This is a genomic window from Algoriphagus locisalis (genome assembly GCF_900116615.1).
Lineage (GTDB): Bacteria > Bacteroidota > Bacteroidia > Cytophagales > Cyclobacteriaceae > Algoriphagus > Algoriphagus locisalis.
Map to the genome: position 1 here is coordinate 132,964 of NZ_FPBF01000006.1, position 25,788 is coordinate 158,751.

General features: G+C 40.8%; 23 protein-coding genes. 15 read left to right on the top strand and 8 right to left on the bottom strand.

What is annotated here, in order from left to right; genetic code table 11:
- Window positions 1–4: 4 nt before the first annotated feature.
- A complete protein-coding gene (locus BM386_RS16665) occupies window positions 5–607 on the top strand; it encodes a trimeric intracellular cation channel family protein (RefSeq protein ID WP_091696364.1) in 603 nt (200 codons plus the stop codon).
- 81 nt (window positions 608–688) lie between these two features.
- Window positions 689–1,582 (top strand): YitT family protein, encoded by an 894-nt coding sequence (locus BM386_RS16670; RefSeq protein WP_091696366.1) that lies wholly within the window; start codon window positions 689–691, stop codon window positions 1,580–1,582.
- Window positions 1,583–1,640: 58 nt separating this feature from the next.
- Here BM386_RS16670 and BM386_RS16675 read toward each other — a convergent pair whose 3' ends face one another.
- The gene (locus BM386_RS16675; RefSeq protein ID WP_091696368.1) at window positions 1,641–2,219 is read right to left on the bottom strand and encodes a methyltransferase family protein; all 579 of its coding nucleotides are present in this window, start codon (window positions 2,217–2,219) and stop codon (window positions 1,641–1,643) included.
- A gap of 156 nt (window positions 2,220–2,375) precedes the next feature.
- Here BM386_RS16675 and BM386_RS16680 point away from each other — a divergent pair, with 156 nt between their 5' ends.
- The gene (locus BM386_RS16680; protein WP_091696370.1) at window positions 2,376–3,584 is read left to right on the top strand and encodes an NAD(P)-dependent oxidoreductase; all 1,209 of its coding nucleotides are present in this window, start codon (window positions 2,376–2,378) and stop codon (window positions 3,582–3,584) included.
- Complete coding sequence (deoC, locus tag BM386_RS16685; protein WP_091696372.1) at window positions 3,577–4,236, top strand: deoxyribose-phosphate aldolase; 660 nt, start codon at window positions 3,577–3,579, stop codon at window positions 4,234–4,236. Before BM386_RS16680 ends, deoC begins: the two co-directional genes overlap by 8 nt.
- Here the strand turns inward: deoC and BM386_RS16690 are convergent.
- Window positions 4,233–5,342, bottom strand: coding sequence for a Na/Pi symporter (locus tag BM386_RS16690; protein ID WP_091696373.1), 1,110 nt, complete (start codon window positions 5,340–5,342; stop codon window positions 4,233–4,235). The two genes, deoC and BM386_RS16690, sit on opposite strands and share 4 nt — an antisense overlap.
- A gap of 244 nt (window positions 5,343–5,586) precedes the next feature.
- Between BM386_RS16690 and BM386_RS16695 the strand changes: the two genes are divergently transcribed.
- The 4 genes from BM386_RS16695 to BM386_RS16710 all read left to right on the top strand — a co-directional run bounded on the left by BM386_RS16695 (window position 5,587) and on the right by BM386_RS16710 (window position 10,534).
- A complete protein-coding gene (locus BM386_RS16695) occupies window positions 5,587–6,717 on the top strand; it encodes a hypothetical protein (protein ID WP_091696375.1) in 1,131 nt (376 codons plus the stop codon).
- A gap of 12 nt (window positions 6,718–6,729) precedes the next feature.
- Window positions 6,730–7,173, top strand: coding sequence for a nucleoside deaminase (locus BM386_RS16700; protein WP_091696748.1), 444 nt, complete (start codon window positions 6,730–6,732; stop codon window positions 7,171–7,173).
- A 104-nt stretch (window positions 7,174–7,277) separates the two neighbouring features.
- Entirely contained in the window at window positions 7,278–7,889 is a 612-nt protein-coding gene (locus tag BM386_RS16705; RefSeq protein WP_091696376.1) for a superoxide dismutase, read from the top strand.
- A 206-nt stretch (window positions 7,890–8,095) separates the two neighbouring features.
- The gene (locus BM386_RS16710) at window positions 8,096–10,534 is read left to right on the top strand and encodes a TonB-dependent receptor domain-containing protein (RefSeq protein WP_091696750.1); all 2,439 of its coding nucleotides are present in this window, start codon (window positions 8,096–8,098) and stop codon (window positions 10,532–10,534) included.
- 137 nt (window positions 10,535–10,671) lie between these two features.
- Here the strand turns inward: BM386_RS16710 and BM386_RS16715 are convergent, their stop codons facing one another.
- Both BM386_RS16715 and BM386_RS16720 read right to left on the bottom strand, forming a co-directional pair.
- Window positions 10,672–11,835: a hypothetical protein gene (locus tag BM386_RS16715; protein WP_091696378.1), complete on the bottom strand. Its 1,164-nt coding sequence runs from the start codon at window positions 11,833–11,835 to the stop codon at window positions 10,672–10,674.
- Window positions 11,836–11,957: 122 nt separating this feature from the next.
- The gene (locus BM386_RS16720; RefSeq protein ID WP_091696380.1) at window positions 11,958–12,422 is read right to left on the bottom strand and encodes a MaoC family dehydratase; all 465 of its coding nucleotides are present in this window, start codon (window positions 12,420–12,422) and stop codon (window positions 11,958–11,960) included.
- Window positions 12,423–12,613: 191 nt separating this feature from the next.
- Here BM386_RS16720 and BM386_RS16725 point away from each other — a divergent pair, with 191 nt between their 5' ends.
- The 4 genes from BM386_RS16725 to mtgA all read left to right on the top strand — a co-directional run bounded on the left by BM386_RS16725 (window position 12,614) and on the right by mtgA (window position 17,955).
- A complete protein-coding gene (locus BM386_RS16725) occupies window positions 12,614–14,476 on the top strand; it encodes a DUF3857 domain-containing protein (protein ID WP_091696381.1) in 1,863 nt (620 codons plus the stop codon).
- 19 nt (window positions 14,477–14,495) lie between these two features.
- Window positions 14,496–16,394 carry a DUF3857 domain-containing protein gene (locus BM386_RS16730; protein ID WP_170857114.1) on the top strand — a complete coding sequence of 633 codons (1,899 nt, stop codon included), beginning with the start codon at window positions 14,496–14,498 and terminating at the stop codon, window positions 16,392–16,394.
- Between the two features lie 61 nt (window positions 16,395–16,455).
- Window positions 16,456–17,250 carry a class I SAM-dependent methyltransferase gene (locus BM386_RS16735; protein WP_091696386.1) on the top strand — a complete coding sequence of 265 codons (795 nt, stop codon included), beginning with the start codon at window positions 16,456–16,458 and terminating at the stop codon, window positions 17,248–17,250.
- 9 nt (window positions 17,251–17,259) lie between these two features.
- Window positions 17,260–17,955 (top strand): monofunctional biosynthetic peptidoglycan transglycosylase, encoded by a 696-nt coding sequence (mtgA, locus tag BM386_RS16740; RefSeq protein WP_091696388.1) that lies wholly within the window; start codon window positions 17,260–17,262, stop codon window positions 17,953–17,955.
- Between the two features lie 439 nt (window positions 17,956–18,394).
- Here mtgA and BM386_RS16745 read toward each other — a convergent pair whose 3' ends face one another.
- On the bottom strand, window positions 18,395–20,122 hold the full coding sequence (locus BM386_RS16745) for a chloride channel protein (protein WP_244545552.1): 1,728 nt from the start codon (window positions 20,120–20,122) through the stop codon (window positions 18,395–18,397).
- Window positions 20,123–20,242: 120 nt separating this feature from the next.
- Window positions 20,243–21,172: a M28 family peptidase gene (locus BM386_RS16750; protein WP_091696393.1), complete on the bottom strand. Its 930-nt coding sequence runs from the start codon at window positions 21,170–21,172 to the stop codon at window positions 20,243–20,245.
- A 69-nt stretch (window positions 21,173–21,241) separates the two neighbouring features.
- Here BM386_RS16750 and BM386_RS16755 point away from each other — a divergent pair, with 69 nt between their 5' ends.
- Window positions 21,242–22,228: an NTPase gene (locus BM386_RS16755; protein WP_091696751.1), complete on the top strand. Its 987-nt coding sequence runs from the start codon at window positions 21,242–21,244 to the stop codon at window positions 22,226–22,228.
- Window positions 22,229–22,428: 200 nt separating this feature from the next.
- On the opposite strand, the gene yjjX is transcribed toward BM386_RS16755, so the two are convergent.
- Window positions 22,429–22,995: an inosine/xanthosine triphosphatase gene (gene yjjX / locus BM386_RS16760; RefSeq protein ID WP_091696395.1), complete on the bottom strand. Its 567-nt coding sequence runs from the start codon at window positions 22,993–22,995 to the stop codon at window positions 22,429–22,431.
- A 26-nt stretch (window positions 22,996–23,021) separates the two neighbouring features.
- Complete coding sequence (locus BM386_RS16765; protein ID WP_091696397.1) at window positions 23,022–23,729, bottom strand: YebC/PmpR family DNA-binding transcriptional regulator; 708 nt, start codon at window positions 23,727–23,729, stop codon at window positions 23,022–23,024.
- A 146-nt stretch (window positions 23,730–23,875) separates the two neighbouring features.
- On the opposite strand from BM386_RS16765, the gene BM386_RS16770 reads away from it, so the two are divergent.
- Window positions 23,876–25,207 (top strand): NAD(P)/FAD-dependent oxidoreductase, encoded by a 1,332-nt coding sequence (locus BM386_RS16770; RefSeq protein WP_091696399.1) that lies wholly within the window; start codon window positions 23,876–23,878, stop codon window positions 25,205–25,207.
- Window positions 25,208–25,299: 92 nt separating this feature from the next.
- Window positions 25,300–25,728: a DUF4890 domain-containing protein gene (locus BM386_RS16775; RefSeq protein WP_091696401.1), complete on the top strand. Its 429-nt coding sequence runs from the start codon at window positions 25,300–25,302 to the stop codon at window positions 25,726–25,728.
- The last annotated feature ends 60 nt before the right edge of the window (window positions 25,729–25,788 follow it).

Sequence of the window (25,788 nt, forward strand, 5' to 3'; positions counted from 1 at the left end):
CACCATGGATTTACAATACGGACTAGAATTGATCGGCACCTTTGTTTTTGCGATTTCCGGCGCTTTGGCGATCAGAGAGCGGGAGCATGACATGTTTGGTGCTGGATTTACCGGATTTATTACTGCGATCGGTGGAGGTACGCTTCGGGATATTTTACTGGATAGCTATCCGTTGGTGTGGATAGGAGATGTAAGGTTTCTTTATGCTATTCTAGTCGGTATTTTAGCAGCGTTTATTTTTCCAAGATTCTTGAGCAAGCTTCGAAAGACCTTCTTCCTTTTTGATACACTTGGAATAGCTTTTTTCACGGTGCTCGGTGTAGAAAAAGCGTTGAGTCTCGGCATGAGACCGGAGATCGCCGCTATTATGGGGATGTTTTCTGCCGTGATGGGCGGAGTGATTAGGGATACCTTGACCAATGAAATTCCGATTCTTTTTCGAAAGGAAGTATATGCTTCTGCCTGTCTGGCGGGAGCTATTGTTTATTTGATTCTGAATTATTTTGAAGTGCCTAGAGATATCAACTTATTGATTTCCATCTCGGTGATCATCGCGATCCGGATGCTTTCTGTCAAGTATAAATTGAGTTTACCTAGATTGGACTAGCAGGGTTCGGAGTAAATGATTATAGCGTTATATTGAGCGTATGTTTTGCCGAACACTGTCTTTTTTATCAAATTAACTTGTATGCGTCTCACACAAAATCACGTGGATTGGAAGTCCATCTTGGATCCTTTTTCTATTCTCTATATACTTGCTGGCGTACTTTGCGCTGCTGCGGCACTAGAAATGTTCCTGCTTCCTAATCAATTTTTAGATGGAGGAGTTACAGGGATGGCTATTATAGTCAACCTGCATTATGGGATAAACATCAATGTTTTGCTAGTTACATTCAACATACCCTTTCTTTGGCTAGGTTGGAAGAAAATCGGGAAGACCTTTGCTGTACAGTCCACTTTTTCGATTTCACTCTTGGTGCTAGTCCTGGAGTTTATTTCATTTACTCCTGTCACTAGTGATTTGGTGCTTAGCGCCGTCTTTGGCGGTATTCTGATGGGTGTGGGTATAGGTTTGATTTTAAGAGGAGGAGGTTTGATCGATGGTTTTGAGGTGATTACAGAGTTTGTTCATAAGAATTCTGCCTTGTCTGCCAGTGAGATTACGATATTTTTCAATTCTATTATTTTCCTTTTTGCCGCATTGTTTTTTGGTATTGAGCCGGCGATGTATTCCATTATCACCTATTTCACGGCGATCAAGATGACCGATTATATTGTAGAAGGATTGGAAGAATATACTGCCTTGACCATAATATCCAAAAATGACAAGGACGTAAAAAATCTGATTGTGAATCAATTTGGGAAGGCTATTTCAGTGTATAAGGGAGAGCGAGGTTATTTGCCCGAGACTTTTCATATCAAGCATCCCTGTGACATCATCATGACGGTAGTGACCCGGCTAGAGGTTCACCGCATCAAATTGGCTGTGCAGGAAATTGACCCTACGGCTTTTTTCTATCTCCAGACGATCAAGGAAGTGAAAGGTGGGCAGATCAAGCATGTAGGGAAAAAGCACGGGTAATCTTACAGACCTTGGTAGTTTAGTTTTTTCAGGTTTATTTGAAAAGAAAACCAGCTGCTCACCAAAATTTTGGAATAAGTGCTGGAACTTCTTCGCGATAGTTTTTATAGTCTTCCCCGAATTTTTCCACAAGGTTTTTTTCCTCAAAGTATATCCCAAATGGGAGATATACGAGCAAACAAACGAGGTGAATAAGAGCGCTGATCGTCCCTGCAAATAGGAAATAACCCATGAAAATCAACACCAAGCCGGAGTAAAGCGGATGTCGGACTTTGGCATAAAGCCCGGTCGTAACTAACTGTTCTTCTTCATTTACTGCTGATGAAAATCCAAGAAACCGCTTCAAGGAATAGTTCCTACTGGACTTGGTAGCTATGATGGTCCCAAACCCGGCAAGCATATACCCCAAATAATCGGTGAGACCGCTTTTAAGAAATAGGCTAGTTTTTGGAACTAACAGTGCCAGAATGATAATTCCTAGAAATAGTAGCGTAGAAAGTGTGGTATAGATTAAACGATACCATTTAAACCCACCTCCCCATTTTACCTCCAGAATTCTTTTTAACTTGGATGATGCCAGCAGCGTGTGAAGCGTGTAGAAAATGATCCAGCTCAGCGCTAGGAGTACATATTTCATTGAGGAATATTAAATTTTGGAGCAACTATAATCATATGAAATCGAGCATGACCCAAAGTGACAGACAGAGGTATGATTATAATGCTTGCGAAGATTCCATCCCGTATCCTTCGTCACGGGACAGGTCGTGACCATTAAAAATCAAATTATAAACACATGAAAATCGGAATAATCCGCGAAGGAAAAAACCCTCCAGACAAACGAGTTCCATTTACGCCAGAGCAGCTGAAAGGTATTCAGGAAGATTATAAGGGTAAGCTTACCATTCAAGTTCAATCTAGTCCCTTTCGAGGCTTTTCGGATCAGGAATTTCTAGATGCAGGAATTGAGGTAGTGGATGATATTTCTGACTGCGATGTAATTTTTGGAGTGAAGGAAATTCCGGTGGATAGTTTGATTGAAGGCAAAATCTATCTGTTCTTTTCACATACGATCAAAAAACAGGAAAACAATAGAAAACTTCTCCAAGTTGTTTTGGACAAAAAAATCCGGCTTATTGACTATGAAGTTTTGAAAAATGAGGAGGGAAACCGTGTAGTGGCTTTCGGGAGATGGGCTGGAATAGTCGGGGCTTATAATGCTTTCTGGACTTATGGTAAGAAGACGGATTTGTTTGACATGAAGCGAGCAAATGAGTGCTCAGGTCTCTATGAACTTCACGATGAGCTAGCAAAGGTGCAGCTGCCTCCTGTGAAAATTATCCTGACAGGATCGGGCCGCGTGGGAAATGGGGCAAAGGAAATCCTAAATTCATTAAAAATTCGGGAGGTTTCTGTGCACGACTTCTTACATCTTTATTTTGATGAGCCGGTTTATGTACAATTGACCTCCGCAGATTACAATCGAAGAAAATCCGATGGAGGCTTTAACAAGCAAGAGTTTTATTCATTTCCTGAGCGGTATGAAAGCCATTTCCAGAAGTTTGCTGAAGCTGGAGAGATGCTTATTTCGGGAGCCTATTGGAATCCAGATGCACCACGATTGTTTGAGTTGAAGGATATAGCCGAGGAGGATTTTCAGCTTTCGGTGATTGCGGATGTGAGTTGTGACGTAGGTGGCGCTATTCCCACTACGATTACTTCCTCCACGATCAACGATCCAGTGTATGATGTAGATCGGCAAACGGGTGAAAAAATTCCTGCTTTTGGAAGCCAGACAAGTATATCGGTGATGGCAATTGATAATTTGCCCTGCGAACTTCCTCGGGAATCCAGTCAGGAATTTGGAATCCAGTTGTCAGAATGGGTGATTCCAGCACTTTTGGAAGAAAATTCAGGCATACTTGAACGTGCTACCATCGCTAGGGATGGAGACTTGACCATCGAGTTTATTTACCTCACAGACTTTGTAAATCACGATGAATAACCTGAATCGCTTTTTGGAATCCACTCTTTTGAAACCCACTATGACTGCCACAGAGGTAGATTTATTGGTCAGAGAAGCAATTGAAGAGCGGTTTGTCGGTGTATGCGTCCCTCCTTTTTGGCTTAAGAAAGTAAGAAGAGATTTGGGCGAAGCGGATGTGCAGTTGGTGACGGTAATAGGCTTTCCCTTTGGATTTACAGACACGGCTACCAAAGTATCTGAAACTCGGGAAGCAATCCGGCAAGGTGCGGATGAGCTGGATTTGGTTTGGTCGCAGACGGCATACCATTCTGGTATGAACTGGCCAAAAATTGAAATTGCTCAGATTGCAAAGATTTGTCATGAGGAAGAAAGAATCCTCAAGGTCATCATCGAGACAGCCAATTTGGATGAAAGCCAAATCATTGAAGCTTGTTTGATTTGTCAGGACGCTGGGGCTGATTTTGTGAAAACTTCTACAGGCTATGGCTCTGCTGGCGCAAAAGTGGAACATATCAAACTCATGCGGGAAAATCTATCCTCTAATGTGGGCATCAAAGCTAGTGGAGGGATCAAAACGGTTGATTTTGCGCTGGAATTAATTAAAGCTGGAGCAGATAGAATTGGTACGAGCTCCGCAAAAGGTCTAATAGATGCCTGGAGAAATACCTAATCGTTGCTGAAGTAGATCAGGAGAAAAGGAATGATGAAAAATGTCAACAGAATATAAGCAAAACCTAAGAATTTACTTTTCACGGATTTACTGCCCATATACAAAGCCAATTGAATAGGAATATTTCTCACCACCGGAAATGGAAGAAAAATCAAGGCACCGATCAGGTTAAAGAGAAAATGTACGATGGCTAATGCTATGGCCGCTTCCGTTTTGTAGATAGCTGCGATGGCGGCAGTGATCGTTGTTCCTATATTCGCTCCAATGATGAATGGGAAGGACTTTTTTACTGACACTTTCTTATTGGCTACGAGAGGAACCACCAGTGAAGTAGTCACCGTACTAGACTGCACAGCTGCGGTGAAGAACGTTCCGTATAAAAAGGCCATGAATGGATTCTTGAAAATCAGTTTATTGATATCCTGAAAACTGTTGAGCACGAAGGCTTTATAAACGGATGTGGACAGAACTTTAATGGCTGCAAAAACCAGAAAAATCGAAAGGATCATTGTCAAGAATGGGATATCAATAGTGCTCGTGATCCATTCAGTGATTGGCCTGGTAAATACTTTATTATAAACTATAGGTCCGGTGTATGATTCATCCGTCACAAACAAATGAGCTATTTGGATGGAAATCTTAGATAAAAATCCCAGATAAATCTCAAGTGGCAATAAGATTACAACAGTGAAAATGTTGAAAATATCATGAAGCATACCTGCCGATAGTGCCCGCTTGTACTGTTTTCTGTTCATGATATAAGAAAGAGAAACCAGCGTGGAGGTTAGGGTGGTTCCTATATTGGCACCCATGACCATAGGCACAGCCTGCTCCAAGGATAAGTTTCCTGAAGCAACTACAGCTACTACACTGGCCGTGACAGTCGAGCTGCTCTGGATAAGGGCCGTCATAAGGAGCCCAATAAAAAGACTGACAAAAGGATTTCTGGTAGCGAGAAGTATGTTTTCGGCCACCTCATTGTTCAAATGACTCATCGCCACCGTGAGCAAATCAATGGCAAAGATGAATAGCATAAGTGCCAAAAGCATCATCAGATAGCTTTTAGTCTTATTAACTTTGTCTTTTTCCTGCTCTATACCTTCCATTTATCAGGGTCAGAATTTACACGGTAATTTTAATTTTATCCTAGGACTAGCTGCAAACGCATGGGAAGGCGATTTTTCCAAGTTTCCAAATTTTTGATAAAATATTGGGCAAAAGTTGAAATTTTTTTGCGAAAAACAAGGCAAAACTATCTTTTAGAAGAGGAAATGTAGTTACTTAACAATTTGATAACATGGATAGAAGGATATCTTCTTTAATTTTGCGCGACTGACCAAAAGCCAAATCATGGCCAAGAAAAAAATAGACCAAAACATTAATCAGGATAAGCTTTCAAAAGGAGCTTACTCTTTGTTCGATTTTACCAAAAAGGAGAAATCCTTCTTGATCGTCATTTGTGTATTAATTTCAACTGCTGCAATAATCACCCCTTATACTTATGCGGCTATGTGGTTTGGATTTGCATTAGCTGCTTATTCTGCCATCGCGAATGATAGTATTCAGACCATCGGTACGTTTATAGCTTCCAACCATCATAAAAAATGGTACTGGCTTTGGCTATTTATGGGGCTCATATTTGTAGGTACAGTTACCTATAGCTGGTTTACTTACAATGGTGATGTGAGTTATCAGCGATTGAGTGTGCCGGGACTGGATCAGGCACCTACAAGCTTTGTGTTTCTGCAACTTGCAGCGCCGATTGTTTTGCTTATTATGACCAGGCTGAGAATGCCAGTTTCCACCACTTTCCTTTTGCTGAATGTCTTTACCTATAAAGCGGGCACTATTGTAAGTGTGATGTTTAAGAGTTTTGTAGGCTATCTTTTAGCTTTTTCTATTGCTATCGCTGTATGGTTTGTGCTAGAACGATTTGTCAAAAACTACCTCAAAGGAAAGCCTGCGCCTTATTGGATCTACTTGCAGTGGATTACCTCAGGTACACTTTGGGCAGTGTGGATTATGCAGGATGCGGCAAATATTGCGGTGTTCCTGCCAAGGCAATTGGATGTAGTAGAATTCGCTGTTTATACAGGGTTTGTGTTCATTGGCTTGGGATTCCTTTTCTACATGAAGGGAGACAAAATCCAGGGGATTGTCAATGAGAAAACCAACGTGACTGACGTCCGAGCTGCGACGATAGTGGATTTTGTGTATGCGATCATTTTGTTTTACTTCAAGCTGCACAGTAATGTTCCAATGAGTACCACTTGGGTCTTCATTGGTTTGCTAGGCGGACGAGAACTTGCAATCGCCCTTGGAAAACATGCCAAAGCGGAGAAGAGAAATGCCTGGTTATTCAGAGCATTTAGGCTCGCTAGAAAGGACGTTTCCAAAGCATTTATAGGATTGGTGGTCTCTCTTATTCTTGCTTTCATCATCAATGATGGTGTAAGAAATGAGATCCTTGACTTTTTCTAAACTGATTTGGAAATAGAACTTTACAGCCACGAATACTTCATGAATGAAGCCCTGAAGCAAGCAAAAATTGCTTTTGAAGAAGGGGAAATTCCTGTAGGGGCTGTGATTGTATCTAAAAACCGCGTAATCGCAAAAGCCTACAATCAGACTGAAAAACTTAATGATGTGACAGCGCATGCAGAAATGCTCGCCATCACCTCAGCTGCCAATTACATGGGGGCAAAGTATCTGAATGAGTGTAGGCTTTATGTCACCCTAGAGCCCTGTGTCATGTGTGGAGGAGCCTTGTTTTGGTCACAGGTGGGTGAAATCCACTATGGCGCATCCGATCCGAAGCGTGGGTATCTGCAAAGCAATCCGAGTATTTTGCACCCCAAAACAAAAGTTTTCTCTGGCAGCCTAGCCTTAGAATCAGAACAGCTATTGTTAGAATTTTTCAAAAAACTGAGAAAATAAAAGGAATTTGAGTTCATAAGAACCTTTTTCAATCTGTCGTGGTTGCTAAGGCAGATTATTTGTAAGATTTTTAATCAATCTTTTAACCTAAAAATATAAACAAAATGGCTTTCGAACTTCCAGCTTTACCTTATGCCACTACGGCTTTGGAACCACACATTGATGCTAAAACTATGGAGATACACCATGGTAAGCACCACAATGGATACGTAACTAATCTTAACAACGCGATTGCAGGAACTGAGCTTGAAAGTAAGTCTCTAGAGGAATTACTTCAGGTAGCAGGATCTAACACAGCAGTAAGAAATAACGGTGGTGGACATTACAACCACAGCCTTTTCTGGAAAATCATGTCTCCAACTGGTGGCGGAGCTCCAACTGGCGATTTGGCCAATGCAATCAATGCTAAGTTTAGCAATTTTGATTCTTTCAAAGAAGTATTCAACAAAGCAGCTGCGACAAGATTCGGTTCAGGATGGGCTTGGTTGATCCTAACTGCAGCAGGTACACTTGAGGTAGTTTCTACGGCTAACCAAGACAATCCACTAATGGATGTGGCTGAAATCAAAGGAACTCCAATCATCGGACTTGATGTGTGGGAGCATGCCTACTACCTAAATTATCAAAACCTACGTCCTAGCTACATTGCAGCTTTCTGGAATGTGATCAACTGGGATCAGGCAAATGCGAACTACGCAGAAGCTTTGAAAAAATAAGCTTATAATGCTAAAAACTGGATCCTCGGGCAGACTGTCCGAGGATTTTTTTATGTCCAAAGGTGAAATAATACTGTACGGTTTCGATACAGTTCGTTTTTGTAATTTTTAAACTATGTGCCTTTAAAGGAAATTTAGGCTCATTTAAACCCTTGGCATTTATTTTTCAATAGGTGGCGAATAAAGACACAAAAAGTACTATTGAAATGAAGACTACCAACTTGCTTTTTTTAACACTTTTCACCTACCTACTAGGGATAAGTAACCTTGCCGCTGCGGATAAAGACGTGAGCGTGATTACCGGTACGGTCACTGATCAAAACGAACAGGCAGTTCCTTATGCTAACGTGGCTTTAATAGATGCAACTAGTGGCAATCTAGTTGATGGTGCTGTATCCGATGAGAATGGACAATTTCTAATTGAATCTACCAAGACCGTCAAAGTGAAATTGGTAGTTTCCTCTATAGGATTTACTGCTTTCGAATCAGAAGTTTTTCAACTAGAGCCAGGGCTTAAGAAAGACTTTGGACAGGTAACAGTCCAAGATGAAATGACAGGCTTGGATGAGGTTACCGTAAGGTCTTCCCGTCCTGAAATTATCATCGAGCCAGACAAAACTACCATCAATGTGGAAGGAACAGTGATGGCTGAAGGATCAAATGCCTTGGACGTAATCGGAAGGTCTCCGGGAATCTATGTGGATCAGGATGGAATCATCAATCTCAATGGCCGAACCGGCGCTACTGTCATGATCAATGACCGATTGACCTACATGAGTGCGACTGATCTTGCAAACTTCCTTCGCTCCATGCCGGCGGACAATATTAAAAGTATAGAGGTAATCAATAACCCATCAGCTCGATTTGATGCGGAGGGCTCTGCTGGAGTGATCAATATTAAGCTGAAAAAGAATACGGTTGATGGGATGTTTGGGAATATTCAAGCGGGTGCGTTGTACAATGGGCAATGGCTACCTAATACGGGTGTAGCTCTGAATGTGAAAAAAGGAAAGTGGAGTACCAATGCCAATCTGAATTACAATCACTATGGTAATTTCAATGATTTGGAAATCAACCGAAATTTCAGCTTACCAGAAGGGATTTCTAATTTTAGTCAGGATTCTAGGATTACTACGAGAAACAAAAACCTTTTCTTCAATGGTGCTGCCAATTATGAGATAAACGAAAACCAGAATATTTCACTGAATGTACAGGCCTCAGATTCTCATGACAGTGATGACAACAGTTCATTGACAGATATAATCACTCCTGGCGTTTCAGATATCAGTTATTTGGATTCTCAGAATGATTCCAAAGGAACAGGAAATCGGATTTTTGCCAACCTTCACTACGACGCAAAACTGGATACTTTGGGTACGAAGATCAGCTCCGATATTGACTTTACCAGAATGAATTCTGACAGCGAATCTTTGTTGACAAATAGGCAATGGACTGGTGACGATATTGCTCAGGCTATGAATAGTAAGATTCTGACTCTGAACGATATGTACTATAATATCTTCACCGCCAAAGTGGATTTTGTAAAGCCAGTGGGAAAAGGGAATACGATTGAGACAGGTGTGAAAGGAAGCTGGGTGAAATCCGACAATAACCTGAACTTGAGCAAATCTGAGGAAGAAGGACCATTTGAGCCAGATCCTAGCAGCAACAGTTTTATCTATAATGAAAATGTACTTGCTGCATACCTTTCTTATAAAGGAAAATTCTCTGAAAAACTTGGCTACCAAGTAGGTTTGAGAGGGGAGCATTCGGATATCACCGGAAACTCCGTGACGCTAAATCAGGTGAACAACCAGAAGTATTTCAATCTTTTCCCAAGTGCATTCTTACAACATAAGATCAGTGATAACTACCAGATCGTCTATAATGTCAACCGTAGAATTACACGTCCGAATTACCGATTGCTGAATCCATTTGTGTACTACATCGATCCGCTAACCACTGAAACAGGTAACCCGAATCTGAAGCCTCAATATTCTAATAATTTCGAAATGAATCACGTGGTGAAAGGCGCTTACCAATTCACCTTGGGCTATAGTGAAACTGAAGATGCCTTTATGCAGGTATTTGTGCAGAATGAAGAAGATCGTACCACTACTACCTACACAGATAATTTTGACAAAACAAGGAATGCGAATTTCAGAGCGATCATCCCGGTGGATATCAAGGAATGGTGGGCAACCTCGAATATGGTGCAGGTGAATTACAACCAGTATAAATCCCAGATTGGTGATGATTACCTGAACAACTCCAACACCTCTTTTATGATACGCTCTCAGCATAACCTGACTTTGCCTTTAGGCTTCAAAGTGGAGGTGATGGGAATTTACCTAGGTCCACAGATTTGGGGACAAGGTGAAATCGCAGGATTTGGCTGGGTGGATGCAGGTGTGACCAAGTCGATTATGAAAGACAAGATCACACTTTCTGTAAATGGTACCGACCTTTTCCGTACGCAGGTGATCAAAGCAGACATTGATTTTGCAGCAATCGATACCAATTTCAGACAGTATCGTAGCAATCAGGGGGTAAGGTTTACCCTGAAATACAACTTCTCCAAAGGAGAAAGCTTCCGCGTGAAAAGCAGCTCTGGAAGTGCTGAGGAGAGAAATAGATTAGATTAAGGTTTATATTTCAGAAAAGAGCCGGTTCGTCTGAACCGGCTTTTTTTAGGTTTTCTGAATTAGAAACTTGTCGTCTATCGCTTTGGAAAAGTAATAGAAGCTAAGTTGTTTTTACAGTTTGCAAACTCCCATCAGGTTCATTCTATCTCCACCTTGTAGAGCGTATAAAAATCCTCTTCGACCTCAGCATTCGCTTTCCCCAAAAACCAAAGTGTTCCATCGCGAGCAACGAACAAATCGCTTAGTTTGCCCGGTATTTCGGCATCACTCAGCAATTTTCCTTCAAAATCAAGAATCTGATAGCGTATTTTATATTTTTCTTTCATGCGGGAATAAAATTCTTCCCATTCTGATTGAGACATGTTTTCGTGAGAGCGGATAGCATCTTCTTCGCTGTACCCTGTTTCATACATGATTACGAGCTTGTCTCCTACTTTTACCAATTTATGTATGATTCCATATGATGGGTCATAGCTTATTGCTCTCGGGTCTGCTTTTTTCGGATCCTCCCCTTGATTCAATCTATAGTTTGTCAGCTGAAGAGGGATTCTTTTTAGTTTGGTGTAAGGAGGTTCAATCTCGTAAATGTTCAAAAATGGATCTATCCCAGAGATGACGTACAGCTGATCATTTACCACATCAAATGATGTAGAAAGCGTTGTCGGTTCATGGGACATATTGTTTTGGAAAATACTGGCAGAATCTAGAGATAGGAACTGCTCAAATGCTCCAGTCTTAGGGTCTGCCCAGACCAGCTGTAGATAAGTGTCGTAAAATTCCGGCTGGGTCTTGTTAAATTCTCCGCGGGCAATTGATCCACTAAGAAGAATTTTATCATTGACAAATTGAATCTCACGCTTAGCATCTGCTCTGCCGCTGAAGGATTTCACTTCATCTTTTGGGATTTTATGGCTTGTAAGTAGGTTGCCATCTAGATCATATTCGTAGATACCAAACATGGAAACTATCTGGATATTTTGCGAAGCGTTGAATCTACCTGCCGCCATTGGGAAAAAGCCAAATCCATCTGGCGCATCTCTGTCTTTACTGAATTCACCCAGGATTTTCCCCTCAAAATCTGTACTGACAAACTTCATGTTTTGAGGATCAAAAAACAGAATCATTTTGAATTCCGGATTGACATCCATCAGGTTGAGTTTGCCGATATAATTTACTCGAATAGAGTCAGCGATCTCCAACGTCAGAGTTGTCTTCTCTCCACTAGAGGATGAAGAAGTCGGAGATTCGCAGGCAAAAAAAGAAAAAACGAGAAGGATGAGAAGAGTGTGCGTTAGTTTCATTGAGTTGGGAATTAATCTCAACTAATATATTTGCTCATTATCTAAATACCTATCGTATTGCCGATTTTGTAAAGCCTTTTAATTGAAATAGAGATTTTCAACCTCTAATAAGGCACAATAACTTATTGGAAATGATACAAGAAGATCAACACTCCGGTGAATGCAGGCTTCTTTTGGTCTTTGATTTCGAGTTTTACTTCTACCTCGGCTTTTACAGTGCCCCTTAGATTGGCAACATTTTTTAAGGTGGCAGCCAGGCGAACCTCACTATTTACCAACACAGGATTAGCAAATCGCAACGATTCTATTCCGTAGTTGATCATCATTTTCAGATTTCTCACATCTACAATTTGTTCCCAAAGATGCGGAACAATACTTAGCGTGAGGTATCCATGCGCGATTGTATTTCCAAATGCTCCTTCGGTCTTAGCTCGCTCAGGATCGGTGTGAATCCACTGATGGTCATGAGTAGCTTTTGCAAAAATATTAATCTGTTCTTGTGTGATTTGGAAATACTCAGATGTGCCTAGACTTTGACCATTGTACTTCTCAAATTCTTCAAAACTACCTATGATTACTGGCGGCATTCGTTGTTTGGTTTTTTTGGAAAAAGCCAAATTAGGGAAGTTTTGGCGGAAATTACAAGTATGTTCTTAAGCCTAGAAGTGAATTTTGGAGTTTCTGATTGGTATAGATTACCCTAAAATTATATTTTAATAGGACTTTAGTTTTGCCGCTAAAAAAGTATATTTTGCACAAATTTAATTTCGTTTTAAGTATGTTACTGTTTGGTTTAGTTTCTTATTTGTTCTTTGGTTTTCAGGCTCCGGTTGATACAGTTCCTGTTAAAGAGGTCCCTATTATTTATTCCTTGCTTTCCGAAGATCAGCGAATTGAAATTTCTGATTCTTATGAGGTTAGACATATAATAGAACGGAGATTTACCATCTTTTCCCCTGAAGGTTTGGGACATGCTTTTACTTCAGTTTTCTATGATAAGCTAAATGAAATTGAAAATGTAGAGATAGAAATTACGGATCCTGCAAGTGGAAAAACCATAGAGAAGGTAAAGACAAAAGATATGACTGATGCTGCCATTTATTCTACCAGTAGCATCTTTGATGACAATCGGCACAAATATTTTGAAGTAAAAAGCAGCAAATTTCCAGTACAGGTCACAGTTAAAATTGAGACCAAATCTTCCTCTAATTTCCAGCTAAGCGATTGGGTTCCGGTTCATCGATATAACCAAAAAGTATTGAAGTCTTCGCTTACCGTTGTTTACCCGGAACATATTGGCTTGCGGTATAAAGCCGTGAATTTGCTTGGTGAACGAACGGAAAAGACAGTGGACAATAAGGTGGAAATGACTTGGGTGGAAAAAGATCTTCCGGTCCAAAAGCCTGATCTGAAAAAGGAAGATGATCACAAGTTATTATTAGCTCCCATTGGGTTTGCTATGGGAGAATATGTCGGGAAAATGGAAGATTGGTCTGGGCTTGCTGCTTGGCAGTATAAGCTCAATGAGGAGCGCAAAGCACTTCCTGCTGACTTTGAGGCTAAGCTGAAGAATATGGTGGCAAATGCTTCAGGTGAGTATGAAAAGATTCAGATTCTCTATGAATATCTTCAGAAAAACTACCGATATGTGAGTATCCAGTTAGGAATTGGCGGATGGCAGACCATGCCAGCTGAAGATGTGGTGAAATACGCTTACGGAGATTGTAAAGGATTGACAAATCTAATGCAGGCAATGTTGAAGGCTGTTGGGATTTCTTCAAATTATACTTTGGTCCAAGCTGGAAATAATGCGGAAGATATTGAGGTTGATCTTCCATCCAATCAATTTAACCATGTGATCCTACAGGTTTCGATGAAAGATGGTCAGAGTCCAGTTTGGTTGGAATGTACTTCGAATTCGCTCCCAGCAGGTTTCCTTGGTGACTTCACTAAAAATAGGCATGTATTGGTAATCGATGGACAGGGAGGTTATTTGACTAAAACTCCTTCCTATAATTCACTCAATTGGAATAGTATTCACAGTAAAAATGAAGTGAAAATAGACAACAACGGAGATGCTTTGATCGCCACTGAGCTTAAAGTTGATGGCAATTTTGCTGAGACCATGCTTATGGTAAAGCAAAACCTCGACACTAGGCAGCAGCGCGATTATTTCAATAGAAATTCGCCCGTCTCAGGCTTGATTATCCAGCACTATGAGCTGAACGTTGATTCTAGAGATTCTCTTCTGTTGGCAGAAGTTAGCTATGATGGCTTTATTCAAAAGTTTGTCCAGAATACAGCTAAGAGAATGATCTTGAAATCATTTCTTGGAAAAGTGACCGATGAGATGCTTGTCAATAACTCTCTGAGTCAGGTGGATGAATATGAAATTGAGCTTCCAGAAGCAATGGAAGCTGAAAATCTGCCAGAAGCTTTATCCCTAGAGGAAGAAGGGGTAAAGGTAACTCTGCTTGCTTCTTTAGAAGGAAAAAACCTAACTGTGAAAAGGGAAATGAATCTTTCTATCAGTGAAGAAATGAGCGATGAATCTAAAACAGATCTAATTAAGCGAATAAATGCCCTAGGCCCAACTAACTTCTACTTTATTAAAAATACAGGTGCCCTCAGAAATGAATAGAACTTTGCTAATCTTGATTATGATCCTTATTTCAAGGATCACCTTTTCTCAAACGCCTAAACTGGGAGAGTTTAGTGACAGTGAGATTTCTATGACCGAGGTAGCATATGAGCCTGATGCATCAGCGGTAATATTGGTATCTCACGGGAATTCTAAATTTTTACCTGGATTACTGGAAACCACCCATTTTGTCCGTTTAAAAGTGCTTTCTGAAGCTGGAAAAGAAAATGCAGATATCCGGATCAGGTATTACGTAGGAGACCAAAGGATGGAAAACATATCCGGAGTGAAAGCCCAAACTACAAATTTCGAAAACGGGAAAGCCGAGACCGTTAAAGTGTCTAAGGATGGTATTTTTGAAGTGGACCTTGACGATGGATACAAGGAGATGAGAATATCCTTTCCAAACGTACAAATAGGTTCTATCATCGAATATCAATATAAGAAAGTAGATAAAAATCTGACATTTATTGATGGTTGGACATTCCAAAATAAGCTGCCTACCCTCTTCAGTCGGTATGGAATAAAAATGGATCCTAACCTAGAATACAGGACTATGGGGCAAGGTCAAAATTTCTCTACAAGTGTAGAAAAAACAAGCGAATATGATAATTACACCTGGACGTTGAGGGATTTGCGCTCTCTCAAAGAGGAACCATTTATGAAGAATTACCGGGACTATATTGACCGAATAGAATTTCAATTGGCACAATATAGAACTTCTGGTGATAATGGTGTAGAGTGGAAGAACGTGCTTAATTCCTGGGAGGTGTTGGGCGATGAGGTTATTTCCTACTATACCGATAAGGGATTTTACAAAAATAATCCTATTGCAAAAGAATTCCTTGACGTTGACCTAAAGGGGGCAACACAGCTAGAAACTGCTCAGAAAGCATACTATTACCTTAGGAATAACTTTAGAGTAGAAGGAGAAGACTGGATTTATCCTGAGCAAAATCTCAATCAATTACTAAAATCCAAGGTAGGCACTCCGGTTGAAGCTATGCTGGCACTGATGGGCGTACTCAAGTCAGAAGGAATACCGTGTGAACCGGTTTTAATTGGCAGTAAAGGATATGGTCGGAGCGATTTGGTACCGTTTCCATTCCTAAATCAGTTTGATGAAATTTTGCTATTGGCTGTGCTGGATGGCAAGCCTCAATTTCTTGATTTATCGCAGACAGATGCGCCATTTGGATACGTAGATTTGAATAAGCATGTTAGTGGAGGACTGTATCTGCAAAAAAAACAGAGTAAGATTGTTCCCATAGAGATTCAGCATAATTCCAATTCTATCTATTTTAGTCAGGTTACTATCAATGAAGAGGGGCAGCTAATCATGTCCAATTCTCACCGAAATTATCGATACAGAGGCTTAAGTTTGGCAAAAGAAATAGCTGGAATAGAAAAAAGAAGTGAATCATTAGCTAAGCTATTCGATGAGGAAGATGGTGTTGTTTTTGAGAATTTTCAAGTGAATAATTTGCTGGAAGAAAGGGACATTCTGACAATGAATTTCGAGACAAAGTTTGCTGATTCCGGTGATCAAGATATGATTTTGTTTAGTCCACTTAAATTTTCATCCTTCTCAGAAAATCCTCTTACACAAGAATATAGAATGTTTCCTGTGGATTTTGGTTATGCATTCTCCGAGACTTATAATACCGTAGTGACTGTTCCTGATGGATATGAAATTGACGATTATCCCTTGGAGGCTGGCTATACTATTAATGGGGAATATGTTGTTTTTGTATATTCTTCATCGATGATTAGCAATAGCCTTAATATCAGTGCTAAGTTCGTGGTGAAGACTCCACTAATTCCTGCTACTGAATATGAAAACCTGAAGTATTTCATGGAAAGTGTGGCTTCGAAACTTTCTGAGCCGGTGATCCTGAAAAAGAAGTTGGCTCCCTAGTCCAACGAATAGGAAGTATTTGTTCATTTATTGATAATTTCGAAGACAAATACCCAAGTTTATGACGGCATACTTACACGGATTTATACCTGAAGAGCAGCAGCGGCTGATGGATCAGGCTGGGGTGCTTGGGTCACTTATTTATCCCCGCATTGATTTCTCTGGATGCAAAAAGCTTCTTGAAGTAGGGTCTGGCGTAGGTGCGCAAACCGAGGTGTTACTGCGGTTGTTTCCTGATCTGGAGATCACCTGTGTAGATTATTCTCAAAGTCAGATTGAACGAGCTAAGCAGAATTTGGCCTTTGCAGGAGATCGGGTGAGTTTTGCCTGCCAGGATGCAACCAAGCTGGACCTGGATGAAAAGTTTGATTCAGTGTTTATTTGTTGGGCTTTGGAGCATATTCCGGATGCGTACAAAGTTTTGCAAACCATAAAACCTTACTTACTTCCTAAGGCGAAACTTTGGTTTACCGAGGTGTTCAATTCGAGTTTTTACTTTAATCCTCCCCTGCCAGCATTGACCAAGTTTTATGCTGCATACAATGAATTCCAGCGATCTCTTGGTGGGAATCCGGACATTGGAGCTAATCTAGGAAATTTGCTTTTTCAAGCTGGCTACGAGGAGATTGAGTTGTTTCATGAAGGATTTCATCTGGATCAGCGACAGCCAGAAGATCTTCTCAAGATCACTCGCTATTGGCAAGAGTTGATGAAAAGTGCTGCTTCTGGGATGATTGAAGCTGATTTGATTACCAAAGCTGATACTTCAGCGATGGAGAATGACTTGGATCGTATAGCAAAGGATGAAAATGCAGTTTTTTTCTATCATTTTGTACAGGTAAGTGCTAGCGTTTAAACCGATATTATGAACATTATAAAGTGGCTATGGCGATTGGTTTGGAAAACTGCCATGTGGTTTTTGATTATATCCGTTGGTTTGACTGTGCTTTATCGCTTTGTTCCCGTGCCGATTACGCCTTTGATGGTTATCCGAGTGTTTGAGCAGGCGTTTGATTCTGAAAAGGAAGTTCGACTACGAAAAGACTGGGTATCCTTCAGCCAAATATCCAAAAATGCACCTCAGGCGGTTTTTGCTTCAGAGGATCAGAAATTCCTAGATCATAATGGGTTTGATATGGATGCGATGAAAAAGGCCTGGGAAAACAATAAGAAAGGGAAAAGGATAAAGGGAGCGAGTACTATTACGCAGCAAACCGTAAAGAACGTGTTTTTGTGGCCATCCAGAAGTTATTTAAGGAAAGGGCTTGAGGCATATTTCACAGTTTTGGTTGAGTTGATTTGGCCGAAAGAGCGCATCATGGAGGTTTACTTGAATGTGATAGAAATGGGAGAAGGTATCTACGGAATTGAAGCGGCTTCTCAGGAGTTTTTTCAAAAGCCTGCGGCAAAACTTTCTCGAAATCAAGCGGCGCTAATTGCAGCAGTATTGCCAAACCCGCGCAGGTGGTCACCCGCCAGACCCACTTCATATATTCTGGGTAGGCAAGCTTGGATTCTGCGCCAGATGAATAATCTTACTCCAATTGGTATGGGAATATAAGTTTTGGATTTACATGATTAAAATTGGACTTTTTTTAAGGAAACTTGAGTAATGGCCAGATTGAACTACTCTTGGAGCGGTTTATTTTTCATTTATTGAGGCCATATTTTCCCAGACAAAATTTTCTTTTAATAAGAGCCATCTGAAGGCATTTTTATGAGAAAGAATAGCGTTTCTTCTTTGTTAAATTTCGTGCTTAAAATCCGTCTAATTGAGCTCTATTTGCGGTTTAAAAAATGCAAGTCTTTTTTATCCACATTTTCGATAATTTATCCACACTTATCAACAGGAGCTGTCTAAATCACTGTAATACAGGGAATTAAACGCTGTTTTCTAAAGGTGTTTTTGTGGATAAAGAAGGCTAAGTTGAAAAAAACAGTAAAAATCAGTGGGCAAATAAGTGGATAATTTAAGCTTCCAAATTTTATTCTTTTTTCTGTTAATCTTGCTTTTGTTTGATCAGACGTTTTCGGTAGGCATTGAAGATTCTTGATTTGGAAACAAAGCCCAGATATTTGCCATCTTCGATTACAGGCAGATTCCAAGCCCCCGATAACTCGAATTTTTCCATGGCTTTTTGCATATTCTCAGTAGCCAATAGGATTTCTGGAGGACTGTGCATAAGTTCCTTGATCATCAAGTTCTCCTGCTTTTCACGATCAAACATAATGTCTCTAATATCATCCAAGGTGACTATTCCTCGGAGGGCTTTGTGCTCGTCCACCACGGGGAAAATATTACGCTTGGATATTTTCACCAGGCTGATAAGGTCCTTCAATTTAGCTTCAGGATGTATCGGCAACAAGTCCCGCTCGATTACATGAGTGATTGTGATGAGTTCCAAGAGTTCCTGGTCTTTTGACTCGGGTAGATATCTTCCTTTTTCCTTCAGCTGCATCATGTAGATACTGTCTTTCTGATAGGCGGTCTTAGTCACATAGGATATTGCTGATACGAACATCAAAGGCACGAACAGTTCATATCCACCTGTGATTTCTGCAATTAAGAAAATTGCGGAAAGAGGAGCGTGCTGTGCTCCAGCCATTACACCACACATAGCCACTAAAGTAAAGTGCGCAAGTGGCAACGGAATCGTAAAATCAAATAGATTGCTTGAGTAAGCGAATAGGAAACCTAAGATTCCTCCTACATAAAGTGATGGTGCAAATATGCCCCCGCTTCCTCCCGCACCAAGAGTCACAGCTGAAGCAATTGGCTTCACTAAGATGATAAAGGCTAAGAAAATGATAATTATGTAAGGATTCTCAATTATTGAGAAAAAAGGGCTTTTTTCTAGTAATTGGCTAGAATTACCATCGATCAACGTATTAAGTGTGTCATAGCCTTCGCCATAGATAGGAGGCAGGAAAAATACCATGATTCCCAAAATCGCTCCCCCATAGAGTATCCTTAAAGCTTGGCTATCAAAACTTGCCATGAGAGATTCGGTTTTTCTTACGGCTTGACTGAAATAAAGAGAAACCAAGCCACAGGAAATTCCCAACAGTAAATAATAAGGCATATGAGAGGCCTCAAAGTTTTCCGTCAATTTGAAATTGAAAACAGAGTCTTTGCCTATCAACACCATGGAAGTCAAAGAACCTGTTACCGATGCTATCAGCAGGGGGATAAAGCTAGCAGTGCTGATTTCCATCATAATTACTTCTATGGCGAAAATCACCCCGCCTATCGGTGCTCCGAATATAGCAGATACCGCAGCAGCAGCGCCACAACCGATTAACAAGGTCCTTTTTTTTGCATTCAGATGAACGAGGGAACCTACGTTAGACCCAATCGCTGATCCAGTAACCAGCATAGGAGCTTCCAATCCTACAGAGCCTCCAAATCCAACTGTGATCGCTGAAGTAAAGACACGGCTGTAAGTCTTCACTCTTGCTATGATACTCTGCTTCTTTGAAATCGTGAAAAGTATATCTGGGATTCCATGCCCCCCTCCATCTTTGAAAATATATTTTCCTAGAAGATATGCTGCTGATATACCAATCAGAGGATAAATGATATACAGAAAATTGGCGTATTCCTTATAAAATCCTTCTGTCAGAAAATGCTGAATGGAATGTACACCTTGTTTTAGAATTACAGCGGCTAGTCCAGAGAGTATCCCTATTATCCCGCTTAGAATTAGGATAAAGGTTTGGTTGCTCATGTGTCGGAGCCTCCATATCAAAAGCCTGGTAATGAAATCTGTTTTAGCCAAAATCTCGCGGTAGTAGCGTGCTTAAAAGTCTAAGGTAAGTAAGATGTAAACCAATGAAAAGAAGAAGTTTTACTCTTTGGGCAATTCCTTGTCCAATGCAATCGTACATTTCAAGATAAGGTTGACCGCATTGATATAAAACTGCTCATCAATATTTTCAAAAGAATCACTGGGCTTATGGTAGTCCTGATGATCTTCTACCCCAAAATAAATGTGCGGAACTTGCGCATCAAAAAAAGCTCCTTGATCGGATGACTTGGTCCAGTTATCTCTGCCAGTGTTTGGTTCATCGTGCCCAAACATAAGTGTTGGATTGCTTCCGCTTGATGCGCCTTCCAGGATCGTTTTGAAGGTTGGGTAGTAGTATGTTCCCGAAGCATAAAGTTCTCCTTTCTCATTTCTGGAAATCATATCCATATTGATGTTCAGCACTATTTGCTCTAGTTCAAAAGGGAAATCTTTGACTAAGGCTTTTGCACCCTGTAACCCCATCTCTTCTCCATCCAATGCAGCAAAAATTATGGAGTGTTGCGGTCTGTTTTTCTTAAAATACCTAGCCAGCTCTATCAGTGCAGCAGTCCCGGAGGCATTGTCATCTGCTCCGTTGTAAATGCTGTCTCCGGATGCATCGGGTCTGCCTACGCCCACATGATCGTAGTGAGCGGTGATCACGATCAGTTTTCTGGATTCGCTTCCGGCTATGAATCCCACTACATTCGTAGCGTCTTCATAGGTTTTGTTGTCTCTTCTGCTTTCAAAACTGAATTTCTGTTGGTAATCAGGATATTGGGTCTTCAGTCCAATACTTTTGAATTGATCAAGAATAAATGCACGGGCTTTGGCATTTTCCTCACTTCCGGTTTTTCGGCCTTTGAGCGCATCAGATGACAAATACTTGATGTTTTCAATGAGGCTTTTCGTTGCTATACTTTGCCCATTTGCCTGAAAAATTAGTAGAAATAAGAAACAACTTATTGCGTTTTTGATTGTGAGTTGCATCAAGGAAAGTATTTTGCGTTATGTATATTGGTAAAATTAATAAGCTTAGTGGATCACACCTCTGAATTCATGAAATATTATATCTTTCTTATTTTTATTCTTTTAGTAAATCTCCAATTAGTTTCGGCTCAAGGTAGTTTACCTCAATCATTTTTTGATGGGAAATCCGTGGTTTTTGTCTCTACAGATCCTGGAGCCAGACCTGTGATGACCTGGCAGGAAGTGGCGGATAGTGTGCATAATTCCTTGGTCAAGGCTGGCGGTGACCCTATTGCCTATTTCGAACTGGAAAAGGTAGCGCTTTCAGATGCTGTGCAGGCAGATTATGCAAAGAGTTTTCAGCAGCGTTTAGTGAAAAATGTAATTCTCGTCACCAGACAGAAAAATCAAATGAGTATTCATGTCGGACCTTTTTCCGGAGATGGGAATATTATTCCTACAAAAGAATTATTTGGTGTCTCGGCGGCTGATATTGGCGCAGCCACTAGTCAATTTGGCTTAATCGGAGAAAACCAACCTTCCCAAAATATCCTTGTCTTAGAAGTTCCTGAATTTCTGAGTATTATAAGTTCTGAAACAGCTTCTAGTGAGAAATTTTTGCCTTCAAATCCTCTAAATCTGGATGTGTTTAAATTGGGAATTACTATCGAGGGATCTTCTGCCGAAACAGGCTTGCTCAGCTATTTCAGATACGATATGTATGGAAAGTCACAAGCTACGATTTTGGCGGAGCAGGCGGCACAGAAAACAGGTATAGAGCAGGTGCTCAAGCAAGAATACCCTTATCAAGTAGAATGGTTGACTGAAGCGAAATCCGAACAGGAATTAATTCGAGATAGAGTACAATTTCTTTTAGTGAAAGTAGAGGGAAGAGAAGCAGATATGATGAAAAGTATGGGACTCGAACCTAAAACTGATGAATCTGCATCCAGGATAGTGGTAAAATATTACATCAAGCTACTCGTCCGGGATGAACTTTACATTGGTCCCGAATGGGACGCTGATCCTGACTGGAGAGTGGCGCTGACTAACTTCCTTCGAAATCTAAAAAAATAGACCTCTCGAGTGAGAGGCCTATAGCTACTTAATGGAAAGGGTGATTTAAGCAACTTTTACTACGAGTGATTTATTTTAGCAGTTGGAATATTCCGCCACTATTGGATAAATCAAAGGTTTAAATTTCAATAATTCAATAATAGTCAAATTTTTTACGATTAAAATATACTTAGGAAAAAAAATCCTAAAAATCATTGTCTCTAATACAACTCTTTATTCAAGAAAGGAATCAAAGCCAGTATAATTGCCTGATTATAATAGGTTTGCCTGGAAATAACACCATGGGTAAGAATTCCGACAGAACCTCCGCTGTGTTTTGAATTTTCTTGACTAAAAAACTTGTCATCGGCTTCACCAAGCTCCATTCCAGAGTGAATTAGCTTGGCGATGGCATCAGGAAGGTAGAATGTCCCAGTTTTTGCTTTGCCATGCACTCCATCCTTATCCTCAATGAAAATCCATGCAAAGGCATACATTCCGCGCTCATCTTCTCCGATTCCTCCTTCTATGCCGACCCAATAGTCCGCTTCAGGAAAAATAGATTTCGCATTTATCACCCGATTTCTTGCGCCAAGGTAGGTTTCTTCATCACCTTTTGGTTGATCAGAAACTTGCGATGCAGCACTGATACCATTTACTACAAAACCTTTGGTAAAAGCTTCAGTAAAAGCAGTTTCTGTACAGGCTATTTTAACAGGATTCTTACTTCCGACTATTATTAGTGGCCTGTCTGTGGGCCGGAAATTTTCTCTTTTTGGGAAATTCATAGAAATAAAAAAACCTAGGCAGATGCCTAGGCCATGTTTGTGAAAATTTGGTTTACGTCATCATCATCTTCCATTTTTTCGATCATCTTATTGATGATTTCCTCCTGCTCCTCATCGAGCTCAGTAAGGGTGGAAGGAAAGCGTTGGAAATCTGCGCTGATCACTTCTATATTCCGTTCTTCTAATGCTTTTTGCATGGTGCCAAAGTCTTCAAATTCCGTGTAAACGAAGATCTCTCCTTCATTTTCATCGATATCCACCAATCCAAAATCTATTAATTCGAACTCTAGTTCTTCCAGATCAAATTCTGCTTTTGCAAAGCGAAATACAGCTTTCCTATCGAACATAAAGACTACAGAACCAGAGGTGCCTAAGGATCCGCCAGCTTTGGAGAAATAGCTTCTTACATTCGCGACGGTCCGGTTGATGTTATCTGTGGAGGTTTCTACCACGACTGCAATTCCGAAAGGACCGTAGCCTTCGTACACTACTTCCTCGTAATCTTTCTCATCCTTGTTTGAAGCCCTTTTGATCGCTGCTTCTATTCTGTCTTTGGGCATTTGCGCGCCCTTGGCATTTTGGATGATGGTGCGAAGCCGGGGATTGGATGCGGGATCGGGACCTCCTGACTTCACCGCCATTACGATTTCCTTTCCTAGCCGCGTAAATACTTTGGACATTTTGTCCCAACGCTTGAATTTTCTTTCTTTTCTGAATTCAAATGCTCTTCCCATGGTTGTAAACTATTAGGGTGGTAAAATTAGCAATTCTTTTCGTTTGGGCTGAAAAATGAAGAGTTCCAGACAAAGTTTTGGTAATTTCCCCAAAGAAATCTACCCAAAATAGCTACTAAACCGTAAGCTTTTAAAACACTTTTACCATGTCGGATTTTCTCTCACGTCCCATCCCCAATATTCCAGATTCTGATTTTCCCAAAGTAGTCATCGTAGGTGCCGGCTTTGCAGGTCTTAAACTTGCCATGAAATTGAGGAAGAAACGGTTTCAGGTTATTTTGCTGGATAAACATAACTATCATCAATTTCAGCCGCTATTCTACCAGGTAGCCACCGCGGGTTTGGAGCCGAGTGCTATTTCATTTCCACTTCGTAAGATCTTTCACGGCTCAAAGAATGTCACGTTTCGAATGGCTCAAGTAGATTATTTTGACCCGAAGATCAAGCGACTCTATACCGACGCAGGCTATATAGATTATAGCTATCTAGTGCTGGCGATGGGTGCTGACACCAATTACTTTGGAAATATAAACATAGAAGAGACATCTTCTCCGATGAAAACTGTCTCTGAAGCACTTTATATTCGAAATAAAATAATTTCCAACTACGAGCGGGCCATCAATATCGAGAAGTCGGATGACCGCAAATCGCTTATGAATGTGGTGATCGTGGGCGGTGGTCCTACTGGTGTGGAACTGGCCGGAGCTATGGCTGACCTACGAAACAATGTGTTTCCAAAGGATTACCCTGAGCTCAATTTTCACAACATGAATGTAGTGCTCATAGAGGCAGGGCCTGAACTCCTTGGCTCCATGTCCAAAACCTCGAAAGAACACGCCTTAAAGTACCTGCAGGGGTTAGGGGTAGAGGTCATGCTGAACACCATGGTCAAAGATTATAATGGAAATCAAGTTTTCTTAAAAGATAAGGAATCGATCCAAACCCAGACCTTGCTTTGGGCGGCGGGTATCAAACCGAATAGAATAGGTGGATTAGAAGAGGATAACTATGCGCCAAATGGCAGGATATTCGTTGACGACTTCTCGGAAATCAAGGGTTGTCCAAGTGTTTTTGCACTGGGCGATATTAGTTTGATGACCCAAGAAGGTTACCCAAAAGGTCATCCGCAAGTAGCACAAGTCGCAATACAGCAGGCTCTCAATCTTTCTCACAATCTTCACCAAATAGAAGAAGGCAAGGAGAAGAAGGGTTTTAAATACAAGGACTTAGGATCCATGGCGACTGTGGGCAGAAAACTTGCTGTGGTTGATTTGCCATTCATTAAGTTTCAGGGAATACTGGCTTGGATTACTTGGTTGTTCGTTCACCTGATGGCAATTCTAGGAGTAAAAAACAAAGTGTTCATATTCCTTGATTGGTCGTGGAATTACCTAAGCTTTGATCCAAGTCTCAGACTGCTGATCAGGCCAAAGGCTGTAAGACCAAGCGAACAGAAGGCCTTAACCGAAGAGCGATAGTATTTTAGATTTGTTAACAAAAACTCTTTTGCGGGAGATTAAACGAAAGCAAGTAGGCTAGGTCTAATTCATGTAACTAAACAACAGCAACCATGAACAAATTGATTTTAGCTACAGGCATGATGGTCATGATCAGCCTGAGCACACTGGCACAAAAAAGAGGCGGAGAAAGACCAAGTGCAGAAGAAAGAGCTAAACGAACTACAGAACGGATGGCTGAAACCCTTTCATTGACAGAGGAGCAGAAAAAGCAGGTTTTGGATATCAATCTGGAATATGCCAAAAAGAATGAAGCAGAAATGGCAGAGAGAAAAGCCGAAATGGAAGCGCGAAGGGCAGAAATGGAAGCTAGAAGAGCTGAACTGAAAGAGCAAGATGCTAAGATTCAGGCGGTACTGACTGAAGAACAAAGGTCAAAATGGACTGAGATCAAAGCGGATAGAATGAATGATCGGAGACGAGGCCGACCAAATGCCCAAATCGAAGGAGATCCGAGAAGAGGTCGAAGAGGAGGAAATTGAATCTCTAAGCTTGTTAAAGAATGAAAGCCATCCTGAATGATTCTGGATGGCTTTCTGTTT